Source organism: Bradyrhizobium sp. CB2312, from assembly GCF_029714425.1.
GTDB lineage: Bacteria > Pseudomonadota > Alphaproteobacteria > Rhizobiales > Xanthobacteraceae > Bradyrhizobium.
The window spans coordinates 1,479,809-1,496,973 of sequence record NZ_CP121668.1 but is presented as its reverse complement, the minus strand read 5'-3'; the positions used below and the strand labels follow the sequence as shown (position 1 = coordinate 1,496,973).

The following is a 17,165-nucleotide window of genomic DNA, read 5'->3' as shown; positions in this document are numbered from 1 at the left end:
CATCTGATGGAACGAACCCAAATCTTCGACCTCATGGGCGAACTCAAGCTCTACGGCATGAAGGCTGCCTTCGACGAGATCATGGCAACTGCCGTCAAGCGCCAGCACGAACCCCAGCGCATTGTCGGCGACCTGCTCAACGCCGAGATCAACGAGAAGCAAGCCCGCTCGATCAAATACCAGCTCACCATTGCCAAGCTGCCGCTTGCCAAGGACATCGCGGACTTCCAGTTCGACGGCACGCCGATCAATCAAACTCTCGTCAATGATCTCGCTGGCGGCGGCTTTATCGCCCAGCAACGCAACGTCGTGCTGGTTGGCGGCACCGGCACAGGCAAGACCCATCTGGCCATCGCCATTGCCAGAAGTTGCATCCGCGATGGTGCTAGAGGACGCTTCTACAACGTCGTCGATCTCGTCAACCGGCTCGAGACCGAGACCCGCAACGGACGGCAGGGACGGCTCGCTGAGCATCTGACCCGCATGGACTTCATCGTTCTCGACGAGCTGGGCTATCTGCCGTTCGCGCAATCGGGCGGTCAGCTCCTGTTCCATCTCATCAGCCGGCTCTACGAGCGCACCTCCATCATTGTCACCACCAATCTTGCGTTCGGCGAATGGCCCAGCGTGTTCGGCGATGCCAAAATGACCACCGCGCTACTCGACCGATTGACCCATCACTGCGACATCGTTGAGACCGGCAACGACAGTTGGCGCTTCAAAAGCCGCGACGATGTTCAAACAACCCGCGCTCGCGCCGTCTCCGCAACCCCGACCAGCTCCGACGACCCGAGCGCTACCAGCAGAGCGCGCCGATCAAAGGGGTCCCTTTTGGATGCCGATAGGGGGTCCCAGTCGAACGCCGATTGACACTGATCCTTGGCGCAGCGATTGGGTGGGTCTTCAGCGGGTTTCGTAGGGTCTGGAGTTGCTTTTCAAAGAACCTTGTTAAGATCAACATCATAACCGGCCGCACGAAGCTCTCTACACAAGGGAAGCCGCCACTCACCCTCCAATGAGATGTAAACAACTCCATCGAAGTCCGATGGACGTTCTACCTGGGGGCTCACCAATGCAGCCACCCGGTCCGCCCCCAGCGCCCCGATGAAGAAGCCCAGCTCAAAGATCACGTTCTGACGCGCGCGAAGATGCTGCTCGCCATCCCGAATACCTCCCAAGTCATCTGGGGTCATTAAGACGACCGCAAATCCAATGTCGGCAGCAACCTCCTGAAACTTTGTAATCAGCGCCCGTCCCTTATTCGGCTGCTCATGAAGAATGACGGCTTCGAGCCCGAGTTGCCCGAGAAAGCGAGCCACTGTTTCCCGGTGCTCGCCGTCTCGACCGTGGACAACAAAAATCCTGTTGGAGACCTCGACTTCATCCTGTCCTTCGTCTTCAACAACGACAGTTTGAACACCAACGAGGTCGTCTCTGCGCTCAATCAAGCTCTGCACTGCCTGCTCCAGAAGAGCTATCGACGCCAGACGGCTCCTTTCGTAGTACGGGCGGTGGTCGATCGACGATCCTCGGCCGACGATTATCGGCCCGCCCGACAAAATTGCTGCCGGACTGTACCGCTTGTATTCTGTTGTGTACGCGCCAAAGACCTCTTCCAGAGTTTGCTCAATCGAAACCTTAATGGCTTGGATTGCTGGACCTCCCCGGTCGTGCATTCCAGACGTGTTCAGGTTTTTCAGATCAGCAATCCTCCTCTCCAGTCTTGGAATAGCGCGCTGGATTTGCTCGATGCTCAACTCTGCGGGCCGGTAGGTTGTTTCTGGTGGTTTACGTGCCATTCTGCTTCTCTATGGAAGTGCGGGTGGACTGACTGTCACTAGCCATGTGCCGCTTTGTCGGCCGGAAGCTTTCCCAACATCTGAATGATACTTGGACCACCTTCGGGCTGATGTTTAGTGAAGCCGGTCTCCTGAGGAGCAAACATGCACGCGGCGGCTTGAGTAAGCACAATGTCCTTCTTGTCCTCTCCCTTCGCGGCATCCACGAGAGCTTGAAAGGTGAGCAGCGCGTTTTGCCTATGGCGGTTCACGATGGCGTTGTGGGTGTGCGCCAGAAAATTCCGCGCGCACAACACGACGAGATAGCCCACTGTGGTAAAGATCACCAACTTAGCTGCCAACAGTTGAATGGCCTCATATGCATCCTGAGGCTTAAGCAGCTCGACCTTTGAAATGAACAAGGATGCTCCTGCGACCACGGCCACCAGAGCCGCCGCCAAGATTGTCCAGACGCGCCACGTTCCTGCGGCTGCGTCGTGCTTCTCTGCTTCAGATTTGAAGTAAGCTGCTTGAAACCCAACCCCCTGCTCTGCGGCGACCCTACGAACGTCTTCCAAGACACGTTCGGCTTCCTTTTGGTGCTCAGCTAACGTCGAAGTAAGCCTAGCGGCCTCGTCCTTCGCCGATTGCGCAGCCGCTCGGGCTTCGTTTTCAAGGCGCGAAAAATCGCGCTGAATGCTGGTAGAGAAAACGAGCGCTGGCTGAATTTGGTTGAACCAGGTTTCGTAGTTGTCCCTGAGGCTATTGATGAGCCCCTGTCGTTCGGCCGTTGCGTTCGGCGTTTGGGCAGAAAAGTTTCTGATCTGCTCAAAGAGACTGTAGACCGTGTCGGCAGCTGCCCGGAGTTGGTTACGAGCGCTTGGCGGCAACAGCGGCACGATGTGTTCAGGGACCAACTGAAACAGGGCGATGGCGCGCTCGGCTGGGGCCACAGCCGCCTCGAAGGACCACTCGCGCCCTAGATCCTCGCGACGAGGCAACTGGGAAACATCGAACTGCTGAACGCGGATGAGTGAGCCACGCTCGGCGGTATGGTCTTGTTCTGCCATTGGATAATCCCCTGCCCTTCAGCCTCCCTATGTATCTGATTCCCGCGTGCAGGCCCTCCAGCGCTACCCGCGCAACGTGCGCTGTCCCAGCTTTCCCCAACCCTTGCATTGGGGACAGGCATGCAAAACGGAATCGCAGGGATTCCAAAACGACCGGTGTACATAACTTAAACGGACGATAAGGTTCTTTACAGACGGAAGGGCCTTAGCAATGCAACGCGCGCCGCTCATCACCTATATCCGCGTGTCCACCTCGGCTCAGGGGCGCTCAGGCTTGGGCATTGAAGCGCAACGGCACGCCCTCGCTCACTTCGCGAATGCCGAGGGATACGAAGTGGTACGTGAGTTTGTTGAGGTGGAGACAGGCAAGGGCTCGGACGCTCTCGACCGCCGACCGCAGCTCAAGGCTGCCTTGGCCGCCGCACGGAAACTGAGGTGCCACGTCGCTGTAGCAAAGCTGGACCGGCTCAGCCGGGACGTACACTTCATTTCCGGCCTCATGGCGCACAAGGTGCCTTTTGTGGTCGCTGAGTTGGGGCCCGATGTCGATCCGTTCGTGCTCCACCTGTTCGCCGCATTGGCTGAGAAGGAGCGCGCGCTCATCTCCACCCGCACAAGGCAGGCCCTATCGGCGGCTAAGGCACGCGGTGTCACCTTGGGCAATCCTAAGCTCCATGTTGCTCGCAGGGGCGCTGTGGAGGCTGTGAAGGCCGAGGCCGACCGCTACGCTGCGAATGTGCTGCCGATCATCCGCGAGGCCCAGAAGGCCGGTGCGAGCACGCTGCGGCAGATTGCCGACGCATTGAATGCGCGCGGTATCCCTACGGCTCGTGGCGGACGCTGGTACGCGCAGTCCGTAGCTAACGTGCTGGAGCGGGGTTGAGCTAGCCCCAAATACCCATGCGCTCCTAGCGAATCCATCGACTTAGCGAATTATCACCCTGACGTACTACAGCAAGGGTCGCACTCACGCTTCACAACCGAAAAGTTAGCTAACGGGACTCCGGGCCGACCTGGGGCCCCTGCCGGAAATTTTGGGCCCCCGTGGCTTCAAAAAGGTCGGGCTAAAGGCCAAAGCCGCTGCTCAGCTAAACAGCACGGTGCGCTTTCTTGAGAGTACCGTATTGGGCCCCAAATTGACCCTCGATTCCTAATGAATCCAGCGGCTTAGCTTTCAAACGTACCTACGTTCTACAGCAAGCGTATCAATCCGGCTGGAAGCAACAGACTCAAGCACTTAGCCAATTATCAGGCCCGCTCTATAGAGGAAGGCTCCCATCGTGGCGCCCTCCCAAAGGCACGCAGCCCAACAGCATCACAGATGACCAACCATCACAGCTAGTAACTTGGGTTCGCTGTCAGGCTGTAGCGCGGCAATCTGGGTAGGAAGTGCGCGGCGATCAGGATGGCGAGGCAGTGTCGCGGCCTGATGATGATTGCCGCGATGATTGTCGCGCGCAAGAGTTTTGTTGAACTCTGATTGTCGCGCAGCGTCAATCAGCCACGGTTTTAGGTGTCGCGTGCGATGGCGGCCGTCCTGGACCGCGTTTTCGTTCGAGGGCGGTCCGTCTGCGATAGCTCTCGACGTTCATCTCGACGATGGTGGCGTGGTGAACGAGGCGATCGATAGCGGCGAGGGTCATGGCGGGATCCGGGAAGACCCTGTTCCATTCGCCGAATGGCTGATTGGCGGTGATCAGCATCGAGCGGCGCTCGTAGCGTGCACTGATGAGCTCGAACAGCACGCTGGTCTCGGCCTGATCCTTGGTGACGTAAGCGAGATCATCAAGAATCAGGAGATCGAAGCGATCGAGACGATTGATGGCCGCCTCGAGGTTAAGCTCGCGTCGCGCTAGCTGGAGCTTCTGCACGAGATCGGTGGTCCGGGTGAAGAGGACGCGCCATCCGTTCTCGATGAGGGCCAGGCCAATCGCTGCCGCCAAGTGGCTCTTTCCGCCGCCGGGCGGGCCGAACAACAGCAAATTGGCGCCCTTGCCCAGCCAGCTGTCACCGGCGGCGAGCGCCATCACCTGCGCCTTCGAGATCATCGGCACGGCTTCGAAGTCGAAGCTGTCGAAGGTCTTTCCGGCGGGCAAACGTGCTTCGACAAGGTGTCGTTCGATCCGACGGCGGCCGCGTTCGGCGATCTCGTGCTCGGCGATGGTCGCGAGGAAGCGGCCGGCCGGCCAGCCTTCCTTGTCGGACTGTTCGGCAAATTGCGCCCACAGCACCTTGATGGCAGGCAGCCGGAGCTCATTGAGCAACAGATTGAGGCGCGCGGCATCCACCGTGTTCGTTACGCTCATGCGGCACCTCCGGTCTCGGCGGTACCGATGAGGCATTCGTAGGTCGCAAGCGGCACGAGCTGCACCACGACGTTCGGCAGGTTGGCGGGATCGGGGGCGAAGTGAGCACGTAGCCGGTTGAGGTCGGGCAGTCGGCCGGCCTCGAGGTCGGCGGTGAGCTGATCGGCGAGTTCGGTCTCGCAGCCGCGTTCATGAGCGAGCGCGAGGAGATCGACCATGATCCGGCAGGCTTTTTTGTCCGGCAAGCGTTCGCGCAAGCGATCGAAGGTCTTCCGATAGGCATCGCGCGGGAACAGCCGATCTCGGTAGACCAGATTGAGAAGCGCCATCGGCTTGCGCCGCAGGGAATGGATCACGTGCCGATAATCGACGACCTGGTCGTACTTGCCATTGGGATGCGGCCGCCCACGCGGCAGGGTGACGAGATGGGTGCCGCCGACGAACACGTCGAGACGATCATCGTAAAGGCGCACCCGCAGCCGGTGACCGATCAGGCGCGATGGCACCGTGTAGAACACCTTGCGCAGGGTGAAGCCGCCGGACGATGTCACGCGGACGATCACCTCTTCGTAGTCGGAGGTGCGCCGATCGGGCAGCTCCTGCAACACCACGCGCTCGCTATCGATCCGCTTGGCGTTGCGGGCATTACGGCGGCTGACGATCTCGTCGATGAAGCCGCGATAGGTGGCAAGATCATCGAAGTCGACAGTTCCGCGCAGCAGCAAGGCATCCGCGATTGCTCGCTTGAGATGACCGTGGGGCCCTTCGATCGAACCATTCTCGTGAGCAACACCTCGATTGTTGCGGGAAGGCCGCATGCCGTAATGGGCACAAAGGGCCTCGTATCGCTGCGTCAGATCGTCCCGTGCATCACGATCGAGATTGCAGAATGCGGCCGACAGACTGTCGGTCCGATGCTCCCGCGGCGCCCCACCGAGCGACCAGAGGGCATTCTGCAGGCCTTCGGCCAAGGCAACAAAGCTCTCGCCGCCAAGCACGACATGGGCGTGCTCGAACCCGCAATAGGCCAAACGGAAGTGATAGAGACGATGATCGAGCGGTGCACCCGCAATCGTAACACCCAACTCGTCCATGTCTGTGAAGTCGGAGAGGCCGAGTTGGCCAGGCTCGTGGGTTTGGCGGAAGATCACCTCCTGCTCCTCGCCGTGGATCGCCCGCCATGCACGGATCCGACGTTCCAGGGTACGACGGATACCGCTGCCGAGATCCGGATGACGCCGTAGCATCTCCTCGAACACCGCCACCGGCCGTAAGCCAGGTGCCGCCTTCAAGATCGGGACGATCTCGGTCTCGAACACGTCGCTCAGCGGGTCCGGCCGTCGCCGGCCGCGGGGCGCCTTCCTTTGCGATGGAAATCGGGGGTCTCTCTCGATCCGATAGGCGGTCGACGCACTGAATGATGCCTTGGCCGCCGCCACTGGCGGGCTATCGGTCTGACGGTACTTCATGTAGAGCCTCATCTGGTGATCTGTGATGTGTCGGCCGGGCACGCGAGTGATTCCTCTTGGCGGAAGAACCACTTGCATAACCCCGCCGGCCGCGATCACCAGTCGGCGCGGTCCTCCTCGGGATCGCGCCGACGCTGGGCTCGTAACTCCGGTCGGGCTACGCCCTCCCTACGTCACGAGCCCAGCGAAACTCTCTCACCTTGATTGACGCTGCCTTCCATCCTGATCGCCGCGCGACAGTCAGGCGACGCTTGCCCAATATCAGTAACCACACACAGCACTCAGCCGCGCCGCAGCGGCGCTAGAAAGGAACACAGACAACACAATGGCGAGACTACCAAGAGGCAAGACTAACCACCCACCATCTCACTCAGCGGCCATGAAGGCCAAATGGGCCGAACCGGAATACAGGGCCAAGATGGCCGAGCGGGACAGCAGAAGGGAAGAGCTGCGCAAAGCTGACCCTGAGCGTTTTAAGCGGACGGGAATTCCCAACGGGATGCGTCGAGAGGAGGCTGACCGCCTTTGGGCTATTGCTGACACACAGGCCGGCACGGCCATCCAGACCCTAAAGGGTGCCGGTGTGCTTCCAGAAACAGCAGAAGCAACCTCCACAGCAGCAGCGCAGTCTAGCGTCCCTGTTCCAGATACAGATGATGGTATGGCAGAGGCAACGCTCCGAGAAGTCTTCAAGCTGGCCTTGGGCCCCACAGGGACACGCGACAAGCTGGCGGCGCTGGCCATCATCATGAAGTACACGAAGCTACCGCGCATGGCGGTCCTACAGTTAGCTACGGGTACTGCTGAGGGTGTGCTCGATGAGCTTGCTAACAGAGGCCCGTAGAAAACAGCGGAGGGGAATAACAGCAGCTATTAATTGCTGGCTAATTAGCTTCTGCAATCTGCTCTCTATGCTGGGCTAGTCAAAATCCAAGGGTGAAATCGGCAGGTAAGTCCTGTGCCCTTCAAAAGCGGACCCTGCCCATTACGCTCTGAAACATTTCCTGCCTGTCCGCAAAGGACCCCCTGAACCCTCTAATGTCTTCCTTATTAGGGCTTTCGAGGGGTGCTTTCCATCAAGGTCGTATTCGACCGCCGCCAATCTCCTAATCCCATTCACAAGCCCACCGCTGGTGCTCCCAAGGGCACCTATCGGCTTGTCGTGTCCATAAGGAACACCACCCACTATGACCCCTACCACCACTCTTCTCCGGGAGCAGCACGCTCTCGCTCTTGTTTGCCCTGTTGAGTTCGCCCAGCGGATGAACCAGTACTGGACGACACTCCGGCCTAATGGGCTAGGGCTCCACTCATCGTCAGCCCTGATGAACCTATGGCGCATCATGGGCGAAACCTTCCAGCTAGCAACAGTGGAATCTGCCTCCGGTGTTCAATCACCCTGGCGCATCTTACAGCCACCGACAGGTACAGGCAAAACGCAGGGCGCCTGTGTCTACGCTGCCATGCAAACGGGCCTCAATCACGAGGCCGAAGGCACGCAACTAAAGCCCGTGGGTATGCTCATCGTTACGCGGCTGAAAGAGGACGCTGACACTATACGCAAAACCATTAACACCTTGGCAGGACGTGATGTGGCTGTCGTGCATCATTCCGACAGCTACGCTACGCCAGAGCAACTACACGCGAGTGATGTTGTGATTATTACCCACGCGGCGTTCATCAAAGCCAAGCGGGATACCAAGGGGCGCGATTGGAAAGCTTGGGACCGTTTGGTGTCTTGGCGTGGTGGGGAGAGGTACCTAACTGTTATCGACGAGGCGCTCGCTAACGTGGTTGATGAAAGCCACGCCACCACCGAGAACCTTGGCTTTGTCATCAACCTCATCCCACCGGAACTCCGCTCCGCGTTTCCGCAGCAGGTTGGCGTTCTCGAACAGGTGCATCGCGTACTTGTTGCCTTCGCCGATTCTGATGACCATGCCAGCCCCATGTCGATGATTTGGGGAGAAGGGGGTGCGCCGGTCGATGCAGACTTCGCCCCCTTCATCTTGGCGATGAGCGCGCTGCCCTACGATAAGATTGTGTATGCTCGGAGCAGTACAAAGGACCGGGCCCAACTAGCCGAGCGTGTAGCGGACACAATCACGACGGTGCAGACGTGTCTTGAGCAGTTCGCCTACTACTCCCGGTCAGGTGATTGGCATTCGATCAACACAGCATCCCTCGCTGTTCCCTTGGATGCTCCCGGACCTGTGGTGATGGATGCCACAGCCAAAGCCAACTTCCTCTGGGACCTGTTTGAAGACCGCCACAGACTGATCCCTGTCCCCAGCCATGCGCGGGACTACAGCAGCGTAACGCTTCATGTGGCTCGGGGCGGCGGCGTCGGAAAGAACACCATGATTGATAAGATCAATGAGCGCCTGCCCCGTATCAAGAAGGGCCTCGAAGAAGCCATCGGCCCAGAGCGCTCAGTGTTTCTATGCGTTCACAAGGATGTTGAGGCCGTCATTACAAAGAAGTCTAAGAACGGGGGCGATAGCTGGGTTGAGAAATTGCCATTCAAGCAATACTCCGTAGGGCACTGGGGCGCTGTAGACGGTCGGAACACATGGCAAGACTGCGATACGGCCGTGATCCTTGGACTGCCCTATCTTCCTCAGACGTGGGCCACCGGCGTGTTCTGCGCGCTCCAAGGGGCACAGGATGACGAATGGCTGCAATCACCGGAATGGAAGCAATACAAGAACGTCCGCCAAGTGATGGAGCAACGCCAGATGTCCGTGTCTGTGATCCAAGCTGTAAACCGTATTCGCTGCCGACAAGTGGTTGATGCCGAGGGCCGCTGTCCTCCTGCTGACATCTTTATTGTGCTGCCCACGGATGCCTTTGGTGATGCGGTGCTCGATGACATCAAGGCCGATATGCCGGGGATCAAGGTGACGGACTGGGCCTTCGCGCTGGACGCTCCGAAGGAGAAGAAACCTCGTATCGGCAGCTCTCACGTCAGGCTCATCGCCTATATGGAGAAGCAGGACGCTGGCCCGGTATCCTTGTCTATTATTCAGCGGGACATACAGCTCCCCAGCTTGAAGAAGCTACGAGAAACGCTGAATAACAGCGAGCACCCGACCACACAGGCGCTCAGGGAGGGAAAGGTAACCTACCTTCCCGGCGTCGGCCGGGGATCGAAAAGCTACCTCGTGAAAGCAGCGTAACAAGAAACAGGGCCGCACCCAGGTTTCCCTCGGGAGCCCGCGGGCGGCCTCTCTTGGGACTCGCATTCACAAATCGATCCGTCCGCTTAGCGCCACAAAAGCAAACCTACCAATCGAACAAATCCCGAAGTCCATTGCGCAACTAACCCGGCGTGTGAGCCTAGACATCTGCGACCGGATAGGTCGCCGGAGCCGGCGTAAGCCCGGCCAGTCTGCGGCGCGGCCGCTGTCTTGGGCAGCAAGCCAGACGCATCTTCGCGAAGAGAATTCGGAACGAAGTGTCTCGGCCCGACTTGGCACGGTGAGACCGTCGCTCGCCGTCAACTAAAACGGCGCATGTCGCGGATAGCCAAAGGTCCAATAGGACCCGCTGTTCTCAACTACAAAGCGCTCGCGCAGATAGCCAAAAGCGGCGGTCTCCAGTTCACGGAATGCCCGGGAAGCGGAAGAGCTGCGGTCGGCAGGCGCTGGTTTCTGATCTCGGCGCTTTTTGTCGAAGGAGACTTCGCTATGCCTCATCGCAACGAGATAGACCACCAACACAGCCGAGCAATAATGAAACTGATCGGCCAGCAACTGCGTACGTCGCTGAAGCCTACGCCGGAGCAACCGGAGAGCCTTAGAGGCCAAATCGATCGGCTTCGGGAATTAGAGGAGCGCTCACCATCAATAATCCCCGCTGACGAGGGGGAGAGAAGAGACAGCTAAATCCTTTCTAGCATATCGCATCGGCTTCCCCTCCGTGGGCACTTACTCTCGCGAGGCGACATCTTGCGCGAGCATTTCCAATTGGTGCGCTAAACTGCTCAGGCTATGCGCGATGTTTCTAAGCAGAGTGGATCGCCTCGGGGAGATCCCCTCTACTGTCGACTGGTTATTATAGCTGCTGGCTAGCTCGCGGCATTCGGAGGCGCTGGGCATGCTCCGCTCCTGTTGGTCAGGTATAAACAACTGGTTAATAACAGCAGAACTGACTGATAAACGTTGCGATACCGACACCGCCAATGGCAGCTCGGGAATTTTCGAACACTTCGACCGACCGAATGTCGGTTTAGGGTCAAACTGCGACTAAAACCCTACTTCAGGGCTGGTCAGGTCTACGACGGATAGCGGACCATGCGGGGGCTCGTGGCAAGGTCAGCAGCGGGCCAGAAGGAGACGACACGCAATGCACGGCGGCCTTAATGCTTAGTACTTGCGTTGCGGCGAACTATAGAAACACAGAACAACCGCTCGGTCCCCGAGCGAACTTCCACCGCCAAGTCGGGCGGCTCGCTTCTAAAGACCGACTCTTTGACGATCCCAACCAGGGTTTGAATTGCTTCAACTTCGGCTGCTTTTCGATTCGGCAAAGGCAACCCTTCCCCGTCTGCAAACAACTCGCGGCCGCTCTGAATATCGAAGAAATACCGTTCCATAGCGCCCTTCCAAGTTCATGAGGCGAGAGTTCTCCAAAAAGGCCACGACCGCCGACTTTCACGGTCCCCTTACTGTTGAGAAAAACAGCGTGAAGAGAGTTTGCCCGAGGCCGCCCGGCTCGTCCGTAACCCAAAGCTCCCACGGAGAGCCGCTCCACAGCGATTTACTCGCTCCCTCGCGCAGCATTTCCCCACTGAGCGTCACAGCGGCCTTGTGCGCGGCATCCAAATCAGCGAGGTTCGTCCCCTCGTGATCAAGGGTAGTCTTGCCGTCTTTGACATTAAAATAGTATCGGGGCACGCGATCCTCGACGCTTCTAGGCGGGAGCGCATCGCGTCTCTCAGCCACCGACGCCTATGGGCATAACCTCGGCCGGTGATGCGCGAACAATAACACGCTCATTGAGATGCTCAAAGCGGACAAGCTCTGCGGAAGGCCGATTCGTGAGGAGCCTTCACTTGCGCTCCTCGTGAAGCGCAGCCTTTTCGGCCTCTATCTCAGCAAGGCCCTTTCTCAGCAGTTCCTTTGTGAGGGGATCAAAATGATGAGCCAGAACGCGCTGGAATTTATCGATGCGACCCTGAAGTTCTTGGCACTTCTCACACATGGCTCGCCACTCGAACTAGGCGGGAGCCTGAAGCACTCTCAGTCACCGTCGCCCAGACTATTGACGGTGATGGAGATAAACTAGCACACATCAGTTTTGTTGTTAATCAGTCTCATTTCGGGGGCTGCAAACCCGGGGACCCCAGCCATTCGCTCATATGCGAGCCCGTCTCGGCTTGGCGAGCCCTGCGCAGGGCCTCGTCACGTACCGGCCCATGAGGGAGCAATTCGGCTTCTTCGCGGAGGCGTCTGGCTTCTTCGGCAAGGCGCTCTTCAAGGGACACCTGCTGTTTGAATCGTCGGCGTTTCTGCATGACGCTACCTCGGGTCCTAACCGTGGGTTTGAGTTCCCGATTCCTAATATGCCGATCAGCGTGCGCCGGTTCCAAAGTGGCCACCGTCGGCCATGGTTCAAAATGAGACTTGCTGGACGGCTAGAGCTTGGTCCGCTTCTCGTAGTTTAGCCATCTTGCGCCATCATCGGCTTGCCTTGGTGCCGCATGTAGACGTTGGCTTGCTCAGCGGTCAGACGCGACCTGTCCAGCGAAGGGGTTACACGTTCAATCCAGGTTGTAGCGCGGGAATTTCTTTAGAGCTTCGGCCATGGCCACCGCAGTCGGCGGGCCATATTTGCGCCCCTCAGTCGCCTGCGTGTGCCCTGTGATGGCGTCGTTCATTTTCTCCGGCATCTCAATTTCATCGCCGATTCGCTTAAAGAGGTGGCGCCAAGCATGATTAGGACTGAGTTCGGGATCATCAACACCCAATCCTCGAACCCATGTTCCCAAGTGAGCGCGAGCAGTGTCGGCGCGAGAACGCGACGGCTTCAAAGGATCATTGCTTTTCTTCTGTGGCGTCTTGTCATTGTAGAACAGCGCCCCTTTGCCAACCTGGTGCACCATTTCGATGAAGCCCTGAGCGATCAGGTGTTCGTGGATTGGCACAACGCGTGGCTTGCCTGTCTTGACCGTGCCCGCCTCGGGCGTCAGCTTCATCACATAGAAGCCATTCCGCTCTTCAATGTCGCCGCCGCGCAACTGGGTGATTTCACCTGACCGCGCTCCCGAATACGCACACAGCCATGGCACCCAACGGCGCGCCCTCTCGGTTGGCGTGTCCGGCTTTTGATACGCAAGGCTGGCTTTTAGAATGATGCTGGCCTCTGCGGTGGTGAAGCTGCGACCGTCCTCGCGAGTCTGCACCTTGCGGGGAACGTCAACCTTGACTTCCTTGAAGGGATTTTGGCGAACGCGCTTATGCTCGCGCGCCCATCCAAACACTCGACGCGAGGCAGAAAGCCAAATCTCGCGGACGGTGATCGCCGTACGTTCCTCGGTTATGAGACCATGCACCCACTTGCGCGCAGCGTCCTCGGTGATCCCATCCGCGCCCACCTCGGCAAACTCACGTTGCATTTCGAGGAATACGGCTCGCCAGCGTGCGACCGTGTTAGGTGCGGGCGTTGTCGCAACAACGAAAGCCTCGAACAATTCCCAGCAGCTCACGCCTGAGCCGCGCACGGGTCCGTCCGTGAACTGCGGAAAGCTCTCAGGGGTGTCATCGCTGCGGATTCCGACGAAGTCGCCCGGGTGTACCGATATGAAGTCGCCCGGGGATTCCGAGACGATGTCGCCCACCTTTCCGATTTGATCTCGCCCGGGAGCGAGGCATTCTGGCCGATAGATTTTCTGGCATTGGGCGAGCCGGGCGGTCAACCCGGAATCGCGGCTTGAACTCTTCTGTTTCTGTTGCGGTTGCTGTGGGCATGTGGGCAACGCCTTGGCGTTGTCCAAGCGCAGCGGCATGTCCACAGGGCGACGGGCTCAGGTCTTTCGGGCGGGTTGCCGGCTTCGGCGCAGGCTCTCACCGGTGAGGTCGAGCCGATGGGCATTGTGGACGAGGCGATCGAGCACGGCGTCGGCATAGGTGGGATCTCCAATGAGCAGATGCCACTGGTCCACGGGGAGCTGGCTGGTGACGATGGTGGAGCGATGACCGTAGCGATCTTCGAGGATTTCCAGGAGGTCGTGACGGGCGCCGGCATCGAGCGGCTCGAGCCCCCAATCATCGAGGATCAGCAGATCGACACGGCCAAGGCCGCGCAACAGGCGTGGATGGCGACCGTCGCCGCGGGCGAGCGCCAGATCGTCGAACAGGCGCGGGACGCGCTGATAGAGCACGGAGCGATTGTCGCGACAGGCCTTGTGGCCGAGCGCCGAGGCGAGCCAACTCTTGCCGACGCCGGCCGGGCCGCAGATCAGGAGATTGACGTGGTCGTCGATCCAGCGGCCCTCGACAAGCTTGGCGAACAGCGGACGGTCGAGACCGCGCGGGGTGCGGTAGTCGATGTCCTCGACGCACGCCTGCTGGCGCAGCTTGGCGTAGCGCAGGCGGGTGGCGAGCCGTTTGTCGTGCCGCAGCGAGGCTTCACGTTCGAGCAGCAGAGCAAGCCATTCGGCGTGACCGAGGCTTGCGGCCTCACCGGTGGCTTCGATGTCGGCGAAGGCCTTGGCCATGCCGTGGAGGCCGAGGGCGTTGAGGCGGTCGAGGGTCGGATGGGTGAGCAAGGGATGATCTCCTAATTGTAGTAGCGCGGTCCGCGGATGTTGGCATGCAGGATCGGCGCATCGTCCGCGGAGCGCTGGTGAGCAGGACGCCGATCGAGATTATTGGCGAGGATCGACTTGACCGAGCCATAGGTGCGCGCGCCGATGTCGATCGCCCGCGCAGCCGCGGCGTCCAGCCGTTCGCGCCCATAGGAGGCGGCGAGCCTGAGGATGCCGAGGCAGGCGCGGAAGCCTTGCTCGGGGTGCGAGCGCTCGTCGAGAATGAGGTCGCACAACGCGCTGGTCGCCGGCCCGATCGCGGCGGCGTCCTGGCGGATACGCGCGATGGTCCAGCCGGCGTAGCGCCGATGGCTGGAGGCCATGTGCTCCGGCACGGTGGTGTGTTTGTGATTGCCGCTCATGCGCTGATGCGCGGCGATCCGCTCGCCCTTGTGGAAGATCTCGACGGTGCGGGCCGTGAACCGCACCTCGACCTCGGCGCGGGCGAAGCGATGCGGAACGCTGTAGTAATGCTTCTCCACCTCGACGTGGTAATCGAGACTGACGCGGCGGATCCGCCACTCGGCGAGGACGTAGGGGACACCGGCAATGGCTTGAGCGCCGGCCGGTCGACCTCCTCGAGCAACCGGCGGCGTGTCACGCCGAGCCGTCGGATCGGCCGTTCCTCGTTCAGCCTCGTGAGCAGTTCGCCGATCGCCGCATTGACCTCGGCCAGGCTGTAGAAGGTGCGATGACGCAGGCGACCGAGCAGCCAGCGCTCGACGATGAGGACGGCCTGCTCGACCTTGGCCTTGTCGCGCGGCTTGCGCGGCCGCGCCGGCAAGATGGCGGTGCCGTAATGCGCCGCCATCTCCGCATAGGTACGATTGATCTGCGGGTCGTACAGGCTCGCCTTGATGACCGCGACCTTGGTGTTGTCGGGCACCAGCAGCGCCGGTATGCCGCCGATCGCCGCGAAGGCGCCAACATGGGCGCTGATCCAGTCGGCGAGCCCCTGCGTCCACGTCGCCTGCGCGTAGGTGAAGCTCGATGCGCCGAGCACGGCGACGAAGATCTGCGCCGTTCTGCGCTCACCGGTCAGGCGGTCGACCACCACCGGCACGCCATCGCCGGCGTAGTCGACGAACAGCTTGTCGCCAGCCACATGGGCCTGGCGCATCGTCACCGACAGACGGCCCTCCCAGGCGCGGTAGAGCTCACAGAAGCGCGAGTACCGGTATCCGCCGGGCTCGGTGGCGATATATTCCTCCCACAGGATCGACAGCGTCACGTGCTTGCGTTTGAGCTCGCGGTGCACCGTCGCCCAGTCGGGCTCGGCGATGCGGCGGTGACCCTGACGGTTGCCATTGCCGGTCTTAGCGAACAGGCGAAGTTCCAGAACCGTGTCGGTGACGTCGTCTGGCAACGGCCAGCTCAAGCCCGCGGCCTCGAACCGCCGGAGCGCCAGCCGCACCGTCGAGGGTGCCGCGCCCACCCGTCGCGCAATCTCGCGGCTCGGCAGCCCGGCCGCCTTCATTCTGATCACATCGCGCACACGGCGCATCGCAAGCCTCTCCGTCGGCATCCAGGTCCCCTTCGCAAAGCCGAAAGGGTTGACCCTATGGGAGCCAGAAGAGGTCTCGTCACCCGGGCGACATCATCCCGGAATGGTGGGCGACATCATCTCGGAACGGGCGGGCGACTTCAAATCGGAATGGTGGGCGAGATCATCTCGGAATGGTGGGCGACATCGAGCGGAATCCGCAGTCATCGCGTGAGTAGTCGCCATTCGCGCGCCTCTCCAGCAATATTATGGCGAGCAGGAGATTGTCGCTAACAGCATCGACAAAAAGCGCATAAGCGGTGGCGTTCAGCGCCTTACCCTCACTGGCAAGAAATGTCGCTACACGCGCCAGCTCCGCAACCTGCGGCCTCACCGCTTCGCGGACCTCGGGCTCCTTCTGCCACTCCCAGTGAGGATCGGCCTTGGGGTTGTCGTGGTAGGTTTCGGGTGCCTCGGGATAAATCACATCCCACACGAGGTGATCGCCCATTTCCTTCCAGCGCTTTGCCGGTCCAGGGTCATTCTCGTGCAGTTTCACGAACCAATTGTACCAACGGCCGGCGAGCGCGATTGCGTTCAGTCTTGTAAGCGGCTGTCCCTCGCCGTTCCTCTGGGCCCGCAGGGTGGCAATGCGAGTCTCGACCTCGGCTGCCCACTCTCCCAAGCGGACCTTAGCTTCATGTCGGGGCGTGTCGGCGGGCAACTTCAGATGGGCCTCGCGTTTCACGCCGTGCAGCCGTTGGTAATCCTCCCGAACGTCCTCGGGGATAACCTTGCGGGCGAACCATCGATTGTCAGGAAGTCTGTTGAGTGCGACCATTCGCAACGCCATTTGTGCAGCCTTTTGTATTTTAGGCGGCGCAAATCCGGCTGGTCTATCAGTAAGATGCTGAGAACGCGGCGTTATCCGCAACCTTGGTACAGTTGGGTGGGCTCGAACCACCGACCTCCTGTTCCACAGACAGGCGCTCTAACCAACTGAGCTACAACTGCATCCTTGCGAGCCGCGCCTTGGGACGCCCTGGGAGGGCTGGTCACCGAGGGGGGCTGGACGGGGCGGAAACTAGGTGCAACGGGGGTTTTTGGCAAGGCCGCAAACGGACGAAAAACCAGCGTAAATCACACTCCGTCCGACTAAATCGGGCCTGATGGTGACCACAGCGGTGCTGCGCTCTCCTCGCCCGCTTGGCGGCGACACTCCCCGTGAGGAGAGAGCCCTCTCCCGGCC

The 17,165-nt window shown here is 60.1% G+C and carries 16 protein-coding genes, 1 tRNA gene and 1 pseudogene; 5 read left to right on the top strand and 13 right to left on the bottom strand.

Annotated elements, in window-relative coordinates:
- Positions 1–6 precede the first annotated feature (6 nt).
- A complete protein-coding gene (gene istB, locus QA642_RS07150) occupies positions 7–870 on the top strand; it encodes an IS21-like element helper ATPase IstB (RefSeq protein WP_166107168.1) in 864 nt (287 codons plus the stop codon).
- Positions 871–935: 65 nt separating this feature from the next.
- On the opposite strand, the gene QA642_RS07145 is transcribed toward istB (QA642_RS07150), so the two are convergent.
- Together QA642_RS07145 and QA642_RS07140 are read right to left on the bottom strand one after the other, a co-directional pair.
- Complete coding sequence (locus QA642_RS07145; protein WP_283084033.1) at positions 936–1,799, bottom strand: nucleotide-binding protein; 864 nt, start codon at positions 1,797–1,799, stop codon at positions 936–938.
- A 38-nt stretch (positions 1,800–1,837) separates the two neighbouring features.
- Positions 1,838–2,848, bottom strand: coding sequence for a hypothetical protein (locus tag QA642_RS07140; protein WP_283084032.1), 1,011 nt, complete (start codon positions 2,846–2,848; stop codon positions 1,838–1,840).
- Between the two features lie 211 nt (positions 2,849–3,059).
- Between QA642_RS07140 and QA642_RS07135 the strand changes: the two genes are divergently transcribed.
- Positions 3,060–3,731, top strand: coding sequence for a recombinase family protein (locus QA642_RS07135; RefSeq protein ID WP_283084031.1), 672 nt, complete (start codon positions 3,060–3,062; stop codon positions 3,729–3,731).
- A 610-nt stretch (positions 3,732–4,341) separates the two neighbouring features.
- Here the strand turns inward: QA642_RS07135 and istB (QA642_RS07130) are convergent.
- Together istB (QA642_RS07130) and istA (QA642_RS07125) are read right to left on the bottom strand one after the other, a co-directional pair.
- Complete coding sequence (gene istB, locus QA642_RS07130; protein WP_208764263.1) at positions 4,342–5,154, bottom strand: IS21-like element helper ATPase IstB; 813 nt, start codon at positions 5,152–5,154, stop codon at positions 4,342–4,344.
- On the bottom strand, positions 5,151–6,701 hold the full coding sequence (istA, locus tag QA642_RS07125) for an IS21 family transposase (RefSeq protein ID WP_283084030.1): 1,551 nt from the start codon (positions 6,699–6,701) through the stop codon (positions 5,151–5,153). The genes istB (QA642_RS07130) and istA (QA642_RS07125) overlap by 4 nt, the downstream gene beginning before the upstream one ends.
- A gap of 301 nt (positions 6,702–7,002) precedes the next feature.
- On the opposite strand from istA (QA642_RS07125), the gene QA642_RS07120 reads away from it, so the two are divergent.
- The gene (locus QA642_RS07120; protein ID WP_283084029.1) at positions 7,003–7,467 is read left to right on the top strand and encodes a hypothetical protein; all 465 of its coding nucleotides are present in this window, start codon (positions 7,003–7,005) and stop codon (positions 7,465–7,467) included.
- A gap of 343 nt (positions 7,468–7,810) precedes the next feature.
- Entirely contained in the window at positions 7,811–9,802 is a 1,992-nt protein-coding gene (locus QA642_RS07115) for a hypothetical protein (protein ID WP_283084028.1), read from the top strand.
- Between the two features lie 324 nt (positions 9,803–10,126).
- On the opposite strand, the gene QA642_RS07110 is transcribed toward QA642_RS07115, so the two are convergent.
- The 3 genes from QA642_RS07110 to QA642_RS07100 all read right to left on the bottom strand — a co-directional run bounded on the left by QA642_RS07110 (position 10,127) and on the right by QA642_RS07100 (position 11,521).
- A complete protein-coding gene (locus tag QA642_RS07110) occupies positions 10,127–10,378 on the bottom strand; it encodes a hypothetical protein (RefSeq protein ID WP_283084027.1) in 252 nt (83 codons plus the stop codon).
- 605 nt (positions 10,379–10,983) lie between these two features.
- On the bottom strand, positions 10,984–11,220 hold the full coding sequence (locus QA642_RS07105; protein ID WP_283084026.1) for a hypothetical protein: 237 nt from the start codon (positions 11,218–11,220) through the stop codon (positions 10,984–10,986).
- Between the two features lie 58 nt (positions 11,221–11,278).
- Positions 11,279–11,521: a hypothetical protein gene (locus tag QA642_RS07100; protein ID WP_283084025.1), complete on the bottom strand. Its 243-nt coding sequence runs from the start codon at positions 11,519–11,521 to the stop codon at positions 11,279–11,281.
- 106 nt (positions 11,522–11,627) lie between these two features.
- Between QA642_RS07100 and QA642_RS07095 the strand changes: the two genes are divergently transcribed.
- Positions 11,628–11,912, top strand: a complete 285-nt coding sequence (locus QA642_RS07095) for a hypothetical protein (RefSeq protein ID WP_283084024.1) — start codon at positions 11,628–11,630, stop codon at positions 11,910–11,912.
- Positions 11,913–11,940: 28 nt separating this feature from the next.
- On the opposite strand, the gene QA642_RS07090 is transcribed toward QA642_RS07095, so the two are convergent.
- From QA642_RS07090 to QA642_RS07065, 6 genes and pseudogenes are all read right to left on the bottom strand, one after another.
- Entirely contained in the window at positions 11,941–12,141 is a 201-nt protein-coding gene (locus QA642_RS07090) for a hypothetical protein (RefSeq protein ID WP_283084023.1), read from the bottom strand.
- 246 nt (positions 12,142–12,387) lie between these two features.
- Positions 12,388–13,620: a hypothetical protein gene (locus QA642_RS07085; protein WP_283084022.1), complete on the bottom strand. Its 1,233-nt coding sequence runs from the start codon at positions 13,618–13,620 to the stop codon at positions 12,388–12,390.
- A 30-nt stretch (positions 13,621–13,650) separates the two neighbouring features.
- A complete protein-coding gene (gene istB, locus QA642_RS07080; RefSeq protein ID WP_271597274.1) occupies positions 13,651–14,394 on the bottom strand; it encodes an IS21-like element helper ATPase IstB in 744 nt (247 codons plus the stop codon).
- 11 nt (positions 14,395–14,405) lie between these two features.
- Positions 14,406–15,937, bottom strand: a pseudogene (gene istA, locus QA642_RS07075) (IS21 family transposase).
- Positions 15,938–16,100: 163 nt separating this feature from the next.
- Positions 16,101–16,757: a hypothetical protein gene (locus QA642_RS07070; RefSeq protein ID WP_283084021.1), complete on the bottom strand. Its 657-nt coding sequence runs from the start codon at positions 16,755–16,757 to the stop codon at positions 16,101–16,103.
- 96 nt (positions 16,758–16,853) lie between these two features.
- Positions 16,854–16,930, bottom strand: a tRNA-His gene (locus QA642_RS07065).
- Between the last annotated feature and the right edge of the window lie 235 nt (positions 16,931–17,165).